This is a genomic window from Chloroflexus sp. (genome assembly GCF_056331925.1).
Window position 1 is genome coordinate 53,212 of record NZ_JBWGQH010000006.1, and the last position, 16,196, is coordinate 69,407.

Annotated in this window: 16 protein-coding genes; 12 read left to right on the forward strand and 4 right to left on the reverse strand. The window is 56.9% G+C overall.

The features are described from left to right. On the reverse strand, positions 1–686 hold a 686-nt coding region (locus AC01ZF_RS04810), incomplete at its 3' end, for a hypothetical protein (protein WP_476575166.1). Positions 687–764: 78 nt separating this feature from the next. On the opposite strand from AC01ZF_RS04810, the gene AC01ZF_RS04815 reads away from it, so the two are divergent. The 11 genes from AC01ZF_RS04815 to AC01ZF_RS04865 all read left to right on the forward strand — a co-directional run bounded on the left by AC01ZF_RS04815 (position 765) and on the right by AC01ZF_RS04865 (position 12,068). Then, positions 765–1,499: a metallophosphoesterase family protein gene (locus tag AC01ZF_RS04815; RefSeq protein WP_424677465.1), complete on the forward strand. Its 735-nt coding sequence runs from the start codon at positions 765–767 to the stop codon at positions 1,497–1,499. Positions 1,500–1,504: 5 nt separating this feature from the next. Beyond that, positions 1,505–2,836 (forward strand): aspartate aminotransferase family protein, encoded by a 1,332-nt coding sequence (locus tag AC01ZF_RS04820; protein ID WP_476575167.1) that lies wholly within the window; start codon positions 1,505–1,507, stop codon positions 2,834–2,836. Between the two features lie 220 nt (positions 2,837–3,056). After that, the gene (locus tag AC01ZF_RS04825) at positions 3,057–3,980 is read left to right on the forward strand and encodes an undecaprenyl-diphosphate phosphatase (protein ID WP_424677463.1); all 924 of its coding nucleotides are present in this window, start codon (positions 3,057–3,059) and stop codon (positions 3,978–3,980) included. A 9-nt stretch (positions 3,981–3,989) separates the two neighbouring features. Beyond that, the gene (locus AC01ZF_RS04830; RefSeq protein WP_424677462.1) at positions 3,990–5,132 is read left to right on the forward strand and encodes a tyrosine-type recombinase/integrase; all 1,143 of its coding nucleotides are present in this window, start codon (positions 3,990–3,992) and stop codon (positions 5,130–5,132) included. Positions 5,133–5,259: 127 nt separating this feature from the next. Beyond that, the gene (gene bchY / locus AC01ZF_RS04835) at positions 5,260–6,576 is read left to right on the forward strand and encodes a chlorophyllide a reductase subunit Y (RefSeq protein WP_424677461.1); all 1,317 of its coding nucleotides are present in this window, start codon (positions 5,260–5,262) and stop codon (positions 6,574–6,576) included. Beyond that, positions 6,573–8,054: a chlorophyllide a reductase subunit Z gene (gene bchZ / locus AC01ZF_RS04840; RefSeq protein WP_424677460.1), complete on the forward strand. Its 1,482-nt coding sequence runs from the start codon at positions 6,573–6,575 to the stop codon at positions 8,052–8,054. Before bchY ends, bchZ begins: the two co-directional genes overlap by 4 nt. Before the next feature lie 75 nt (positions 8,055–8,129). After that, the gene (gene surE / locus AC01ZF_RS04845) at positions 8,130–8,912 is read left to right on the forward strand and encodes a 5'/3'-nucleotidase SurE (protein ID WP_424677459.1); all 783 of its coding nucleotides are present in this window, start codon (positions 8,130–8,132) and stop codon (positions 8,910–8,912) included. Between the two features lie 445 nt (positions 8,913–9,357). Then, positions 9,358–9,924, forward strand: a complete 567-nt coding sequence (def, locus tag AC01ZF_RS04850; RefSeq protein ID WP_424676582.1) for a peptide deformylase — start codon at positions 9,358–9,360, stop codon at positions 9,922–9,924. Between the two features lie 12 nt (positions 9,925–9,936). Further along, complete coding sequence (locus tag AC01ZF_RS04855; RefSeq protein WP_424676581.1) at positions 9,937–10,479, forward strand: HD domain-containing protein; 543 nt, start codon at positions 9,937–9,939, stop codon at positions 10,477–10,479. A 14-nt stretch (positions 10,480–10,493) separates the two neighbouring features. Beyond that, positions 10,494–10,937 carry an RpiB/LacA/LacB family sugar-phosphate isomerase gene (locus AC01ZF_RS04860; RefSeq protein WP_424676580.1) on the forward strand — a complete coding sequence of 148 codons (444 nt, stop codon included), beginning with the start codon at positions 10,494–10,496 and terminating at the stop codon, positions 10,935–10,937. A gap of 267 nt (positions 10,938–11,204) precedes the next feature. Further along, positions 11,205–12,068 carry an SDR family oxidoreductase gene (locus tag AC01ZF_RS04865; RefSeq protein WP_424676579.1) on the forward strand — a complete coding sequence of 288 codons (864 nt, stop codon included), beginning with the start codon at positions 11,205–11,207 and terminating at the stop codon, positions 12,066–12,068. A 97-nt stretch (positions 12,069–12,165) separates the two neighbouring features. Here AC01ZF_RS04865 and AC01ZF_RS04870 read toward each other — a convergent pair whose 3' ends face one another. Together AC01ZF_RS04870 and AC01ZF_RS04875 are read right to left on the reverse strand one after the other, a co-directional pair. After that, positions 12,166–13,311, reverse strand: a complete 1,146-nt coding sequence (locus tag AC01ZF_RS04870) for a PAS domain-containing sensor histidine kinase (protein ID WP_424676578.1) — start codon at positions 13,309–13,311, stop codon at positions 12,166–12,168. After that, positions 13,304–14,185 (reverse strand): response regulator, encoded by an 882-nt coding sequence (locus tag AC01ZF_RS04875; protein ID WP_476575168.1) that lies wholly within the window; start codon positions 14,183–14,185, stop codon positions 13,304–13,306. The genes AC01ZF_RS04870 and AC01ZF_RS04875 overlap by 8 nt, the downstream gene beginning before the upstream one ends. Before the next feature lie 303 nt (positions 14,186–14,488). Between AC01ZF_RS04875 and AC01ZF_RS04880 the strand changes: the two genes are divergently transcribed. Next, positions 14,489–15,544, forward strand: coding sequence for an HD domain-containing phosphohydrolase (locus AC01ZF_RS04880; protein ID WP_424676576.1), 1,056 nt, complete (start codon positions 14,489–14,491; stop codon positions 15,542–15,544). 11 nt (positions 15,545–15,555) lie between these two features. On the opposite strand, the gene AC01ZF_RS04885 is transcribed toward AC01ZF_RS04880, so the two are convergent. Further along, positions 15,556–16,167, reverse strand: coding sequence for an SH3 domain-containing protein (locus tag AC01ZF_RS04885; RefSeq protein ID WP_424676575.1), 612 nt, complete (start codon positions 16,165–16,167; stop codon positions 15,556–15,558). Positions 16,168–16,196 lie beyond the last annotated feature (29 nt).

Sequence of the window (16,196 nt, forward strand, 5' to 3'; positions counted from 1 at the left end):
GTTGGCTGTTCCACCGGTGGCAACGCAGGCGGTGGGGTGTCGGTCGGCACTATCACGGGCGGTGGGGGTGGGGGGATAAAGATCGGCACAGTTGGCGTATTGGTCACCGGGATCAGATCGTAAGGAGTGGCCGTCGGTGAAGGGGTAATGGTCGGCGAGGGCGTGAGTGTCGCAGTCGGCGATGCGGTCACCGGTACCGGTACCGTCGGTGTCAACGGTGACAAACTCGTTGGCGAAACAGCCGGCTGCGTGCCATTTGGCTCACCGGTCGGCAGCAAGAGTGAACTCACAAACGCAATACCACCAAACGCATACCCAATCAGCACCACCACCAATACGATCAGCAGGCTACTATAGATCAGTTGATCGCGCGGGTTGAGATCGGCTAGCCATGCTTGCAGCCCAGAAGCTTCGGTTGTCGCCGATGGCGCCACTGCCGCCGGTGAAGTAGTCATCGAAGGCACAGCCGAGGTTGACGTTGTAGGGAATGGCATACCCATGTATAATGGGCAACGGACATGAGAAGCCGATAAACAGTAGCGCACTTGATAGTCAGGTTCAACCTGCGGAATCTCTTGCGCTTGCCCGGCTGCATAACAACGATGCTCTGGAGTGGGCGAGGCAAAGCGGATCGCCTGATTTTGTTTCAAGCCGAGGTATGGGCAGTGTCCTGACGGTTCGGTCATATCAATGGCGCTCCTCATCACCGAATCGCTGCCAATTATACGCTTTGGCAGTAAACATCGTCAAAATTACGGTACAGTATGCGGATCTTGATCCTCTCTGATATCCACTCAAATCTTGTTGCACTCGAAACTGTTTTAGCCGATGCCGGTTCGTTTGATGCGTTGTGGTGTCTTGGGGATACGATTGGCTATGGTCCTGCCCCCAATGAATGTATTGAGTTGATGCAACAACACGCAACGATAATGCTCACCGGCAATCATGATTTGGCGTGTCTGGGCAAGATTAGTCTTGACGACTTTAACCCTGATGCCCGCCGAGCAAACCTCTGGAATGGTGCTCAACTGAAACCGGCAAACCGTGAATGGATGTTGCCACTTTCCCCAGCCCGCTCCGCCAATGACCGTTATTACCTGGCCCACGGTAGCCCGCGTGAACCGATCTGGGAATATCTACTCATGCCCTCGCAAGCGATAGCCAATCTCGAATGGTTCGGCGAACCGGTCTGTTTGATCGGTCATTCACACGTCCAATTCGCCTTTCGTTGCCCCAACGGCGAAGAACGCTGCGAACGGATTATGCCCGATACGAATACCCAAATCGTGTTGAACGACGATGCGCGTTATTTTATCAATCCCGGTAGCGTAGGCCAACCTCGCGATCACGATCCGCGGGCAGCCTATGCCATCCTTGACACCGAAACAAACACTCTGACCTTTAAGCGGGTTGCCTACGATATCCAACGTACTCAAGAGCAGATGCGTCGTTACGGACTACCGGCAGCTCTCATTTATCGCCTCAGTGTAGGGATGTAACACGTATGTCACTCGAACAACGCTACCGCCAACAGTTTGCCGGCTCGGCGATACTGGCCGAACGTGCTCGCCAACGCTTCCCCGGCGGTGCGACCCACGATGGTCGTTACGCCGATCCGTTCCCCTTGTTTATGGAACGAGCGAGCGGGCCGTATAAGTGGGATGTGGATGACAATCGGATGATCGATTACTGGTGTGGTCACGGCGCGCTCTTGCTTGGTCATGGTCACCCATTGATTGTCGAGGCTATCGAACAGCAAGCGCCGGTCTCGACTCATCTCGGTGCTAGTCATCGGCTCGAACTTGAGTGGGCCGATTTGATCGCCGAACTGATACCGGCAGCCGAGCGGGTACGTTTCACTGCATCGGGTAGTGAAGCAACGACCCTCGCTCTCCGCCTTGCCCGCGCAGCCACCGGCAAGACAACGCTGGTCCGATTTGCCGGCCACTTTCACGGCTGGCACGATGCTCTCGCGCCCGGCGCCGATCCCGACGATCCCAATCGGGGTGTGTTGCCTGAAACACTGGCCAACTTGATCATCTTACCCACCGATCTCGATCAGGTCGAGGCAACACTCGCGACACGTAACGATGTTGCAGCCGTGATCCTCGAGCCAACCGGTGCTTCTTACGGTTCAATCCCTCTACCCACCGATTTCTTACCCGGCTTGCGTGCGATTACCAAACGGTATGGCGTCCTACTAATCGCCGATGAGGTGGTCACCGGTTTTCGGGTCACACCCGGCGGCGCTTGCGCCCGTGCTGGTGTGATGCCCGATCTGGTTTGTTTGGCTAAGATTGTGGCAGGCGGTTTACCGGGTGGTGCGTTAGTCGGACGTGCCGATATTCTCGATCTGCTGGCTCACGATGAACACGGGCCACGCGGCAGGATCCGTCAGCAGGGCACCTTCAACGCTAACCCACTCTCGGCAGCCGCCGGTATTGCCATGCTGCGCGCCGTTGCGACCGGCGAACCCGGCACGATTGCGGCACAACGCGGTACAATGCTGGTGCGGATGCTCAACGATGTCTTCACTGCCCGCCGACTGCGTGGTTGGACGGCGTTTGGCGATGGATCCATTTTTCACATCTTCGCCGATCCGGCTACCGATGTCGAGCCGGGGGAGATTCCACAGAACGTCCCACTGGCAACGTTAAAACGTGGCGGTGATCCTCAACTCTTGCGCCGATTGCGGATGGCGCTTCACTTGAATGGGGTTGACCTTATGCGTGGCCGCAGCGGGTTCGTGTCAGCAGTGCATAGCGAAGCAGATATACACGCGACCGTCGCGGCAGTGGATGCGGCAATTGAGATGGTATTGCGTGAGGAAGCTTAGCAATTGACGTGCCGGTGGCGTTGCATCCTGGCACGATGTTGGTGTTGCCTATACAGATCACGTTTGCCAACAGAGCAGCACAACCGCGTGACACAACCTGTTCACGTCTCCATCAGGAGCAGGGACGGAAACAGCTTGGGCAGCTCTGCACTTTCATTGCTCATTGAAGTCACAAACGTTTAAGAGATAACGCTATTGTCCATTGCATTGGGATTCCGTTATGCGAACACAATCGATTACCCTACCCCGTTCAGGGCTGTTTATCGGGTTTGCCGTGTTATTAGCCTTCGCGTTACTGATCACAGTACCGACCAATTCCGACTGGTGGCAGATTGTCGTTTTGGGAATTGTGCAGGGCATTACCGAATGGCTACCGATCTCGTCAACTGCTCACCTGCTCCTAACCAGCGAACTGCTCCGCTACCAAGGTAGTATCGGTGGTACCTTTGAAATCGCCATTCAATTCGGTACCGTTTGTTCTGTCCTACTCTTCTACTGGCGCGATCTCCTCGACCAAGTACAGGCCCTGATCGGACGCGGCGATCCGGTAACGATATCCACAGCCCGCACGCTCTGGCTCGGTGTGGTCATTGCCTTCATTCCGGCGGCAGTTGTTGGTATCTTAGCCCGTAATTTTATCAAGGCTGTCCTGTTCGAGTCGCCGTTGGTGATCGCCATTGCACTCATTGGCGGCGGGATCATCTTCCTCTGGATCGAACGCACCCGCATCGCACGACCGGCAACAACTGCCGATTTCACAACGATTTCCCCTCAGCGAGCACTAATCGTCGGAATTGCCCAGATTTTTGCGCTCATTCCCGGTGTATCGCGCTCAGGCTCCTCAATCGTCGGCGGGTTGTTGGCCGGATTCGACCGCCCAACTGCGACGGCATTTTCGTTTTACCTTGCCATGCCAACCCTCGGCTTAGCAACCATCGTTGACCTGATCGGCAGTCTTGATCAGGTGCAAGCGGGTGATTGGGGCCGATTGTTGCTAGGGGCAACGGTAGCGATGATAGTTGGTTATGGCTGCATCGGTTGGTTGTTGCGCTACATCGCCACCCACAACTTCACAATGTTCGGTTACTACCGGATTATCGCCGGAGTATTGATCATCGGAGCAGTCATCGCAGGGGTCTTGTAAACTCGTGGTATGAACGACGAACGAGTTGACCAACACTTAACACCCGATACACCACTTACAGTTGCAGGCGCCATATGGCTCGCCCGATTATCGAGCGCCGGCCTCGACGAAGACGACGACGATCTCGATGAGCGCACCCGTGAGCAGCAGCGTCACCATGCCCGTCAAACCATTGCCAGTTACGAGATCGCGCTGCGTCTCTTTACCCGCTGGGCCGAACGCAATGGGAAAAACCGGCTGGGTGACTTACAGATCGGCGATCTGGTGGCGTATGCCCGCACCCTGCGCAAACGTAGCTACGACCTTTCGCAGCGAGCAGCAGCAGCACGAGCCGAGGGTCAGCCACGCGAACGCCTCTCCGAACGCACCATCCACGCCTATGTTCGTCCATTGTTCGGGTTCCTGGCCCTCGCCGACTCGCATGGCGCCATTCCGTTTCGGGTCGCTGCCGCTCGCCCTGAGGTAAGCCGCGTGTTGCCGCGGTTACCCGATCCGGTCGCGCCAACCCCACCCGACCTGCGCCGGTTGGTGCGGTTTTACGACAAACCTCACGGCGAAGAGCGTGAACGGCAAACACTGACCCGCCTGCGCAACGCCGCCCTTCTCCACTTCCTCTTTTCGAGCGGGGCGCGCATCTCCGAGGCGCTCAGTCTCGATGTCGGTGATGTGGCCCGCGACCGTAGGGTTTTGGCACGGGTTATCGTGCGAGGGAAGGGCCGGCGAGAAGGTACGCTCTTCATCCGCAAACACGCTGAACTGGCCCTGCACCGGTACCTCACGACACGCAATTGGCCATCGGCACGCGAACCGCTGTTTGTCGCCTTCGATCCACGTACCGGGGGCGAACGCCTCTCCCGAATTAGTGGTTGGCGGATCGTGACAACCGCGGCCCATGCCCTGGCCGATCAGATGGAGTTGGAGGGCAAGGCCGACGAGGCAGAATTGTTACGTCAAGTAACCCCTCACACGTTTCGCCATTTCGTCGGCTACCACCTCCTCAACGAAGGAGTAGCGCTGGCCGAAGTTTCGCAGATTTTACGCCACCGCAGTGTTGAGGTTACCCGTAGCTTCTACGCCAGCTATGCAGATGTGCAATTGCAAGAAGTGCATGACCAATTCAGTGCCGACCCATGGCCTGATACCGATGAATAGTGCTGTGATTGTGGGTCGAAGCACATTCTGCCAATTACGAAAGAAATTTGTTGTATAATACATTACACATCCCATTGCATCATCCCGATACGCAGCAGAGAGGCTGTCATCGGGCAGAGGAGTTCTTATGGCCGAGATCATTCCCCTGACGCCGGCCGGCACCGAGGCCCCCGCCGAACCGTTTCGCGGCGGCGCGTGTAAGCTGCATCCGCAGACGATGTGTCCTGCGTTCGGTGCATTGCGCGTACTGACCCGGATCGAGGGGGCACAACCGGCAATGGTGACCGATACCGGCTGTTTGTACGGATTGACCTTCGTTACGCACTTCTACGCAGCGCGCAAGAGTATCGTCGCGCCGGCCCTCGGCACTGCCGAACTATCGAGTGGCAAGGTACAAGAGGCAGCAAATGCAGCCATCGCCGAAGCAGCTACGGCAGCAAACACTTCGTTCATTCCGGTTATCTCCCTCTGTGTCGCCGAGACGGCCGGTCTGGCCGAGGAGCTGTTGCCGAAAGAGGTTGATGGTAAACCGGTGATTTTGGTGCGCGTACCGGCTTACGCGATCCATTCCCATCCCGAAGCAAAAGATGTCGCGCTGGCTGCCGTCATGCGACGGTTTGTTGACACCAATAGCGAGCACGAACCGGGCACACTGGCGCTGATCGGCGAAGTCTTCCCCGCCGACCCATTGTTGATCGACGGTGTCGTGCGGAAAATGGGTGGACGGGTGGTGACAACTCTGCCCGGACGGCACGTTGACGAGATCAAGCAGGCCGGGCGAGCGACTGCGGTAGCAGCCCTGCACCCATTCTACCGCGAAACGATTGGCGTATTGCGCGAGCGTGGTGTCGCCGTGGTCAGTGGGGCACCGATTGGGGCTGAAGGAAGTGCAGCCTGGTTGCGCGCAATTGGCGCAGCCCTCGACCTCGATGAAGATGTGGTTGAGCGGGTAGCTACGGAGGAAGAGGCGACTGCCCGCGGCTTCCTGGCGAGTAAACCGCTGCAAGGGGCGACGATCCTCGTCTCTGGTTACGAGGGTAACGAGATGCTCTATGCCCGTTTGCTGATTGAAGGCGGGGCACGGGTACCCTACGTTAGCACCAGTATTGGGCCTAGCGCCCTCACTGCTGCCGATGAGGCGTGGCTCAAGGCACACGGGACTGAAGCGATAATCTATCGCAAGACCTTAGAAGACGACAAAGCTGCGATGGATCATTGGTCGTTCGATCTGGTGATCGGCACCACAACCTTAGCAGCATATGCCAAAGAGAAGGGTATTCCCTCGGTCTACTACACCAACATCCTCAGTGTCCGTCCACTCTTCCTTGCCGGTGGGATGATCGCTTCACTCAGCTTTGTGCGCGATCTGCTCAACCGTAAACCGATCTACGACCGCATGTTGGCATTCTTCGAGGGAACTGAGGAGCGGGAGGCACGCGCATGAGCATTACGCTGATTCGTGATATTTCCGATACCAGTAGCTACTGGGGTGCGTCTTGGGTGTTCGGCTGCTTCCCCGATGTTCATATTGTCTGTGATGCACCGATTGGCTGTTACAACCTGCTCGGTATGGCAGTGACCGACTATACCGATGCGCTACCCCACATGGCGAACCTCACCCCGACCTCGATCCGCGAGGAGGATGTGATTACCGGTACCGCCAAGGCGCTTATCCGTACCATTGACGATCTGCGCACGATGGGGATGCTCGAAGGGAAGCATCTCTTGGTCGTTTCGACCGCCGAGAGCGAAATGATTAGCGCCGATCATGCTCAGTTGGTCAAGCAGATCGATCCGGAAGCTCGTTTCTTCTGGAGCCAGTCGCTCGAGCAAGACGAGTGGGTCGGGCGTGAGCGAGCATTGGTGTTTGCGTGGGAACAGTACGGTAAGCCGTTCGTTGCCTCTGATGTGCAACCACGTCCGCGCACGGTCAATATTATCGGGCCGACGTTGGGATGTTTCAATGCGCCGAGCGACCTCTACGAACTGAAGCGGTTGATTACCGGGATTGGCGCGGAGATCAACCTCGTTTACCCCTACGAAGGCAGCATCGCCACTACACCAAAACTGGCCGAAGCGGCGGTTAGTGTAGTGATGTACCGCGAGTTTGGTCAAGGCTTGGCCGAAGCGTTAGGCCGACCCTACCTCTTCGCACCATTCGGAGTCTTTGGCACCACTGCGTTTCTGCGCGAACTAGGCCAACTCCTTGGGATTGAGCCGGAGCGTGTCGAAGCCTTCATCAACCACGAAAAGCGTACCACACTGCAACCGGTGTGGGATCTGTGGCGCGGCCCGCAGAGTGACTGGTTCGCGACGGTTGATTGCGCCATTGTCGCAGCGCGCAGCTACGCCGACGGGTTGCGCAGCTTTCTCGGCGACGAGCTGGGGATGAAGATCGCGTGGATCTCGGGGCGACCCCGTCGCGACGACGAGCCGGATAATATCGAGATTCGGAAGCGGTTGCATACCAAAGCGCCAGCGTTCGTGTTCGGTAGCATTAACGAGAAGATCTATCTGGCCGAAGCTAATGCGCGTGGCACGCACTACATTCCGGCCACCTTCCCCGGCCCGGTTGTGCGCCGTACTACCGGTACCCCGTTTATGGGATACGCCGGGGCAGCGAACATCATGCAGGAGTTGGTTAATCGCTTCTACGAGACGGTGATCAACTTCTTGCCGGTCGAGACGGTGACGCCGACAGCAGGTGGACCACCGCAGCCAACCTCTGCCGAGACGATACCGTGGACGAAAGAGGCAACCGACCGGCTCAACGCTGCTCTCGATGCGGTACCGTACCTTGCTCGCATCAGTGCTAGCCGCTCACTGCGTGCCGCCGCCGAACAAGCAGCACGGGCGCGCGGATTGAAAGAAGTTACCCTCGAGATTGTCGAAGCGGCAATTGCTCAAGGCACAACCTCGTGATATGCTGAAAGCGGAGCGTTGGCACATTCCACGCTCCGCTACAACAGCCGATCACGAAGTGTGGAGCAATACAGCATGCACGTTTTAGTTACAAACGATGATGGGATCGACAGCCCCGGCCTGTGGGCGTTAGCCGGCGCCATTCGCGCCACCGGCGCCCAGGTTAGTGTGGTCGCTCCTGCCGAAGAGCAAAGCGCGATGAGCATGGCACTCCCACCACTAACCAACCGTGAACTGTGCGCAATTATTCCCCCTCCCGAACTCGATGGCATGTTAGCCTTTGCCCATAACGGATCACCGGTCAGTTGTGTCACCGTGGCAATCCGTAGCGGTGTCTTGCCACCGATTGATGCGGTGGTTGCCGGGATTAATCGTGGCCTCAACAGTGGCACCAATGTGATGCTCAGCGGTACCGTCGGTGCCGCAATGATCGGTGCATTGTGGGGGCTCCCGGCGATGGCCGTCTCGTTACAGTATCGCGGCCCTGAACCGATGCCGTGGTCTACTGCGGCATATGTCGCGCAACGACTCTTTCCATTACTCGAACAGATTCGCGGCCATGAGCCGTTGGTGCTGAACGTCAATGTTCCCCATCTCCCTTCACCAAGCGATATACGTGGCTTTCGCCAAACCCGGCTCTCGGAGTTTTTTTTCGGACACTACGTTGATATTGATCTGCATCCGCCTGCTCCTGTCGAGCGAACCCAGATCACGTTCCGCTTTGTTCGTGAACGCTTGCCCACATTTGCGATTGACACCGACGATGGGGCTGTCCTGGCCGGCTATGTTTCGATAACACCCCTCCGCCCGATGATTGACGGTAGTCCAATTCGCCTCGAGCTGCCGGAGCAGGTTTAGTCGCAAAGAATGCAGAGGGAGCAAAGAGTGTTAACGCAAAGGCGCAAAGACCGCAAAGACCGCAAAGACCGCAAAGACCGCAAAGACCGCGAAGATTTTGATGCAGAGGGGTAGAGGGGGTGGTGTACGTAGCGCGTTCTTCGTGCCGTTTACGCCCTCTGCACCCTCGGCGTCCTTTGCATCCTCCGCACCTTTGCGTCCTCCGCGCCTTTGCGTCCTCCGCGCCTTTGCGTCCTCCGCGCCTTTGCGTCCTCCGCGCCTTTGCGGTCTTTGCGCCTTTGCGGTCTTTGCGCCTTTGCGTTATAGCGTCCACGGCCCCTTGCCCAACCATCTGGGCTGTCGTAGAATAAAAAAAGTAATCGCATCATACTAAGCCGGTTGCACCATTCATTGAAAATATCGCCCGGACTTGGTATTACGCTTGCAGGCAAGGTAAAACACGTATATGGCTATTCGACGCATTCTCCGCATTGACGACGCCGAGGATCGCAAAATCCTCAAAATGCAATGCCGTCCGGTCAAACTACCGGATCGCAATCTCAAGCAGTTGGTCGCCGATATGTTCGAGACCATGCACGCCGCTAACGGCGTGGGGTTAGCAGCACCGCAAATCGGTATTCCAATCCAGCTCTGCATCATCGAAATTCCGCCCGAATACGAAGAGCAGCCTGACGGCAGTCTCGTCGAGGTGGCTCCGGCCGAGCCGCATGTACTGATCAACCCACGCATCGTCAAAACGAGCGGCGAAGAGATTATGCGCGATGAAGGTTGTCTCAGCCTACCCGGCTGGTACGGCATGGTCCCGCGGCAAACGTGGGTGACGGTCGAGTTTCAAGACCTCAGCGGCAAGCATCACCGTCTCCGCCGGGCCGATGGTCTTTTGGGCTGGGCGATACAGCACGAGGTCGATCACTTGAACGGTATCCTCTTCACCGAACGCATCCGCGACCTCAGCACGCTGCGCGACATTACCAAAGAGCGTGAACCGCAACCGATCGAAGCTAAGGCCTGATCGATCACTGTTATGGATACCTCTGATCTCGTGCAGACAGCGCTTTACGTCGCAGCGCAAGCGCACAACGGTCAGCTTCGTCCCGGCACCGATCTACCCTATATCGTTCACATCAGCGATGTTGCGTTAGAAGTAGCAGCCGCACTGACCGTTGAACCACACGCTGATCGAACACTGGCGCTGTGCTGCGCACTACTGCACGACGTGCTTGAAGATACGACTATCGGTGAAGCGGTGCTAACAGCACAGTTTGGCCCGGCGATTACGGCCGGAGTGCTCGCCTTGACTAAAAACTCGGCGTTACTACCGACAGAACGAATGGCCGATAGCCTACGCCGCATTCAGGCTCAACCCCGTGAGGTATGGCTGGTCAAATTGGCCGACCGGATCAGCAATCTCTCGACTCTACCACCCGCCCATTGGTCGGCGGAACGGATTGCAGCGTACCGATCCGAAAGTGAATTGATTCTGGCTACCCTTGGCTCGGCCAGCCCATACCTGGCAGCCCGCCTGCAAACGAAGATCGACCGGTACGGGGTGATTAACGGCCGATGAGGCAAGGAGGAACTATGCGAATTGCCGTTGGCAGTGACGAAAAGAACTATCTCACCGATGCCTTGATCGCCGATCTCGAACGACGTGGGCACGAGTTGATTTTATTTGGCCCGCTCACCGGTAACAACGACCCGTGGCCCGATGTGGGACGGGCCGTGGGTGAGGCGGTAGCATCCGGTCAAGCCGATCAGGGCATTGTCTGTTGTTACACCGGCACCGGGGTCAGCATTGCCGCCAACAAAGTGCCCGGTATTCGGGCAGCGCTGTGCCACGACGCGCAGACGGCTGCTGGCGCCCGAAAGTGGAACGACGCTAACGTGTTGGCGCTGAGCCTACGCCTAACCACACCCGAACTGGCCCGCGAAATCCTCGATGCGTGGTTCGCCACCGAATGCCCACCGGAAGAGCAGGCGACGATCGACCGGCTGCGCGCATTTGACCGGGTTATTAGGGCATAGGAGCCTCAGAGCGCACCGCTCCCGCTCTCGCGGGGGATTGCTTCGCCGCGCGCGGCGCGGCTCGTAATGACAATCGGAAAGGCGAAATATACCCCGCGCGTAACATCTAGACCCATGGTATAGTACAAAAGTCAGCTCTTTACCAAGCCATGCCCCGGTTACAGCGCCGGGGCATGTATGTTCAAGGGAACGACGTTGGCTCAGGCGCGAGGGCATTCCTGTGCGCCTGCACCATGAATGGTGATACACCTTTAGGGAGAACAGTATATGCAAGATATGCAAGGCAAAACCGTCATCGTGACCGGCGCCAATTCAGGGATCGGCTACGTCACGGCACGCGAGCTGGCGAAGATGGGGGCGCGCGTGATGATGGTGTGCCGTTCGCAAAGCAAGGGTGAAGCGGCACGTCAGTGGATCATGCAAGAAGCGTCCAACGCACCACAACCCGAACTAGTACTAGCTGATTTCGCATCGCTGGCTTCGGTACGCCGCGCCGCTACCGAACTACTTGAACGCTGCCCACGCATCGATGTGCTGATCAACAACGCTGGTCTCTTCGTCTCCGAACCGTTGGCCAGCGCCGACGGCTACGAACTTACCTTCGCCGTCAACCATCTTGCCCCATTTTTACTCACCAACCTGTTGCTCGAACGGATCATTGCCAGCGCACCGGCCCGCATTGTCAACGTGTCATCGTATGCCCACGTCACCGGCAACGTCAAGATTCCGCAGATTGCCTCACCGCAACGTGGCAATATCGCGCAGGCGTATGGTGACTCAAAGCTGTGCAACATTCTCTTTACCAACGAATTGGCTCGGCGCTTGCAAGGCACCGGCGTCACTGCCAACAGCTTGCATCCGGGCGCCGTAGCCACCAACTTCGCTGCCGATGCCCGTGGGTTGTTTGCGTTCTTCTTCCGGCTCGCCCGGCCATTTATGCTCACACCCGAACAAGGCGCCGCGACGTCGATCTACCTTGCTTCGTCGCCGGAAGTGGAAGGGATGAGTGGGCTGTACTTTGTACGGAAAAAGCCGGCGCAACCGTCGGCCAAAGCCCGCGATGCAGCTTTGGCGCGGCAGTTGTGGGAGTTCAGCGAGCAGTTAGTGCACGAGAAAGTTGCGATTAGTTAACGCAAAGTCGCGAGGCGCGCGAAGAGCGTGAAGGGTTAAGAGTGGGTGGGTCGTACTGCTGTATACCCCTACGTGACAGTATCACTCCTTTGCGTTATCACACCGGCAAAATCACTTCAACCGTCGTGCCACGGCCCGGTTCACTCTGAAAACGAAGTTGACCGCCGTGGCGCGCAACAATCTCGCGTGAAATCGCCAATCCCAAACCAGTCCCCCCACCATCGGGCCATGTGGTAAAAAACGGCTCTCCTAGCCGGGCCAGCGTCGCCGCATCCATCCCGATCCCGGTATCGCGAATCGTCACCGTAATTGAGGTTCCATCACTCATCGTTTGCGCGAGCACAGTACCGGCACCACGACACGCATGCACTGCGTTCAGCAAAAGATTGAGAAACACCTGATTCAACTCACCGGGATGGCAGAACACGCGGGGCACCTGACCATACTCCTCGTGAATCGTAACACGCGGGCCGCTTACCGCACGCACCATACGTACGGTACTTGCCAAGCCCTCATTCACGTCAGCCGGTACCAAACTATCTTCATCGGGACGAGCAAACACCCGCAAAGCGCGTACAATTGCGGCAATCCGTTCGATACCGGTTTGGCTCTCACGAATCGCATCGCTCACATCGTGCCAACCCAGCTCGTCGGTAGGAGCAGCGCGCAACGCCGGCAACCGCTCGGCCAGAAACGCCAGATTATTCGCCACATACCCTAACGGCGTATTAATCTCGTGCGCGACACCGGCCACCAATTGACCAAGCGACCGCATCTTCTCAGACTGCACCAGTTGGGTCTGCGCCGCTTTGAGTTCGGCATGGGCGCGTTCCAGTTGCTTTAACGTTGCTTCTAATTGCTGATTCGCCGCTGCGAGTTGCGCTGTGAGAGTCATTGCCGAACCGAGATCGAGACCCAACGCGATCACACCACAAACGGCGCCAGCCTCATCGCGTAACAGCCACGTCGTGTAGCCGAGCAAAAACGGCGGTTCCCCAACCCGCAGATGATCAAGCTCCCAATGCTGTACTCCACCTTCCCGCAGCGTCTGCTCGATCATCGTCTGCGCCTTAGCAATACTAAACGGATCGAGCAGGGTTGCAAACAACCGCCCACGCAGATCGGCAGGTGTCAACCCAAACCGTGTCGCCGCCGCCGCATTGCAATCGACGACACGCCCCTCAACACTAAGCCAAAATACGACGTGTGGCGCGTGTGCAAAGGCGGCAAACAACTCATTCATGGCTCTGTGCAGCCAGTCGAATGCGGTAGAAATTGACGAGATGGCCCATTAACTCAAGCAACACCAACCGACCCTCTTCCATATACGCCGCAATCCGCTGCGGTGTCTGACCACGACACAGGCGACGAAGTGCTTGGGTATGAATCTCGATCACATCACGCGGCCCGGCCCACAGTAAACCAAGCCGCTCGCTAAAAACGCGCAACCGGTCGGGCATTGAGCGCTGATCCTGTAAGCCACGCTGTTCGGTTGCCAAGTCGAGTAGACTACTGTAATTGGCGACTAAATCGTTAAACAGCGCCGGAGATGTTTGGGCCAGCGGACTACCCATCGCCGGCACACTCGTGGCCGATGACTCAACCTCATTTTCCCATTGCACCAACTCGAGTCGCATCACATCATCGGCCTGCGCCTGATCGAGCAACTGACGCAGCATCGCAATCTGGGCTTGCGCTTCACGAGCTACCCGTCGTTCATGCACAGCAATCTGATACTCTTGCACCAACTGTTCGAGTTTACGGCGAAGCGCAGCAATATCCCACGGCTTGGACATAAAGCCCTGCACCGACCCAAGATTGATCGCCTCAATCAGGGCAGCCGGATCGGTATAGCCCGAAATAATGAAGCCACGCGCCTCGGGTTGCAACTCACGTGCGCGCGCCAGCAACTCGACCCCACTCATTGTCGGCATCCGCTGATCGGTTAAAATGACCGCTACCGGCTGTTGCTGAAGAATGTGCAACGCCGTCTCAGCATCAGTTGCGGTAAAGATGGTAAACCGATCGCGTAATGAACGGGCCAGTGAACTGGTAACGTTCGGATCATCATCCACTATTAAGACGGTGGGACGTTGTTCATCACTGGCTTCGGTCATGGCGCAACTCCTCGCCGGCAGGATAAGCAGGTATTGGTGAGGAATGAATATATCCCGGTACATTACCCAACGACGACTAGTAATAAACCAAAAATTTCATCAATTCTAATCATCGTAGACGTTCTCATGAACCATACGTTGTCGTCAACAAAACCGTTACTGAACGCATCAACCAATAAAGGCAACTGAAATCATAGCGCCGGCTAAAGGATTGGTCAAGCCAATCCCTGCACACAGACAGTGTATCGTGATAAAATTGAGCCACCCATAACCCAGGGGCATGAACCAGAAAGCACGATAGATATGCAGAATCCAACCTATAACGTGCTCGTCATTGATGACGACCCCAACATTCGGGACATTCTTAGCGATTTACTCAAACGCGAACGGTGTGCGGTCCGCACCGCCGCTTCTGGTCAGCTCGGTATTGCCGCTGCTCATGAAGAACTCCCCGATCTTATTCTCCTTGATGTCATGATGCCGGACCTCGATGGGTTTACCGTCTGCCGCATGCTACGCGACGATCCGCAGACCGCCGAGGTGCCGATTATTATGATTACTGCGCTCGATGATCGCAAATCGCGGTTGGAGGGGATGAACGCCGGTGCGGACGAATTCCTTGCAAAGCCGGTGGAACTCAGTGAGTTGCGCTTACGTGTGCGCACAATGCAACGGATCAACCGCTATCGGCGTCTCATCGAAGAGCGGGAGCGTGCTGCTGCCCAAGAACGCCAACTTACCGAGCAGGCCAAGCAGGCAGCGCAAGCACTGGCCGAAGCGTATGACCAGACCCTGATCGGGTGGTCACGTGCGCTCGATCTTCGTGATAAAGAGACGGAAGGGCATTCACAGCGTGTTGCGCAACTTACCATCGCGGTAGCCAAGGCGCTCAACATTCCCCCCGAAGAACAGATCAACATGTGGCGCGGTGCAATGTTGCATGATATTGGCAAGATTGGTGTTCCCGATTCAATCTTGCACAAACCCGGCCCGCTCACCGCCGAAGAGTGGGAGATCATGCGTCGTCATACCACCTACGCCTACGAGCTACTTTCACCGATTGCCTTTTTACGCCCGGCCCTCGATATTCCATATTGCCATCATGAGAAGTGGGACGGTACCGGCTACCCGCGTGGATTACGCGGCGAAGAAATACCCCTCGCCGCCCGTATCTTCGCACTGGTAGATGTTTGGGATGCGCTAACCAATGACCGACCCTATCGCAAAGCTTGGTCACGTGAACAGGCCTACCAGTACATTCGCGATCAAGCCGGTAAGCACTTTGATCCTCATCTCGTTGATCTCTTTTTATCCATCGCCGCGCCCGATCTGGCCGCGGCTAAAGAACGAGGAACGTGATGAGGCGCCGATTACGGTTCTGGAGCCAGAAAATCGACCGCAACATAACCTTCTAATCCATCAGGAGTGCGCACCGGTCGCCAAACATAATCACTGCCGGGAACATCTTCTCCGATCTGTTCGAGGCGCGTACCTTCGGGTAAGGTTGTAATCGGCGGATCGTTCCGATTGGGTTGCGGTCGCAAGAATAGTCCCTGATTACCGGTGTTGACAACCACAAAAAAGCGTGGTGCCGGCGTAGGGGCAGGTTGCGCGGTTGTATTTGCTTCGTTACCGGGCAAACTACCCGCGTCTGCGGTTGGGAGGGTGATAGCTGTTGGGAGCTGCGTGCCTAACGGTGCGTTTCGCTGGTCACCACGGAGCAGCCATAACACGATCACGAAGAACAGCGCCAACAAGACCACCAATATCAACAGATAGATCCAACCGCGCTGCTGCAACCAACGTGGCAGTGTCTGCCAAATATTGGCAGAATTGATAGTTGTAGTACCACTTTGTTGGGACGGTCGCCACTTGGAAGTGGTTGATGTCGCCTGCAACCGTTCGGTGCGTGAGGATCCTCCCTGACGAGACTGGTCACGCTGAACGCTCCCGGTTGGTCGTTGTCCTTGTTCGTCTGCCATGTGTTATGCCTCCGCTCTCGTCGCTACGG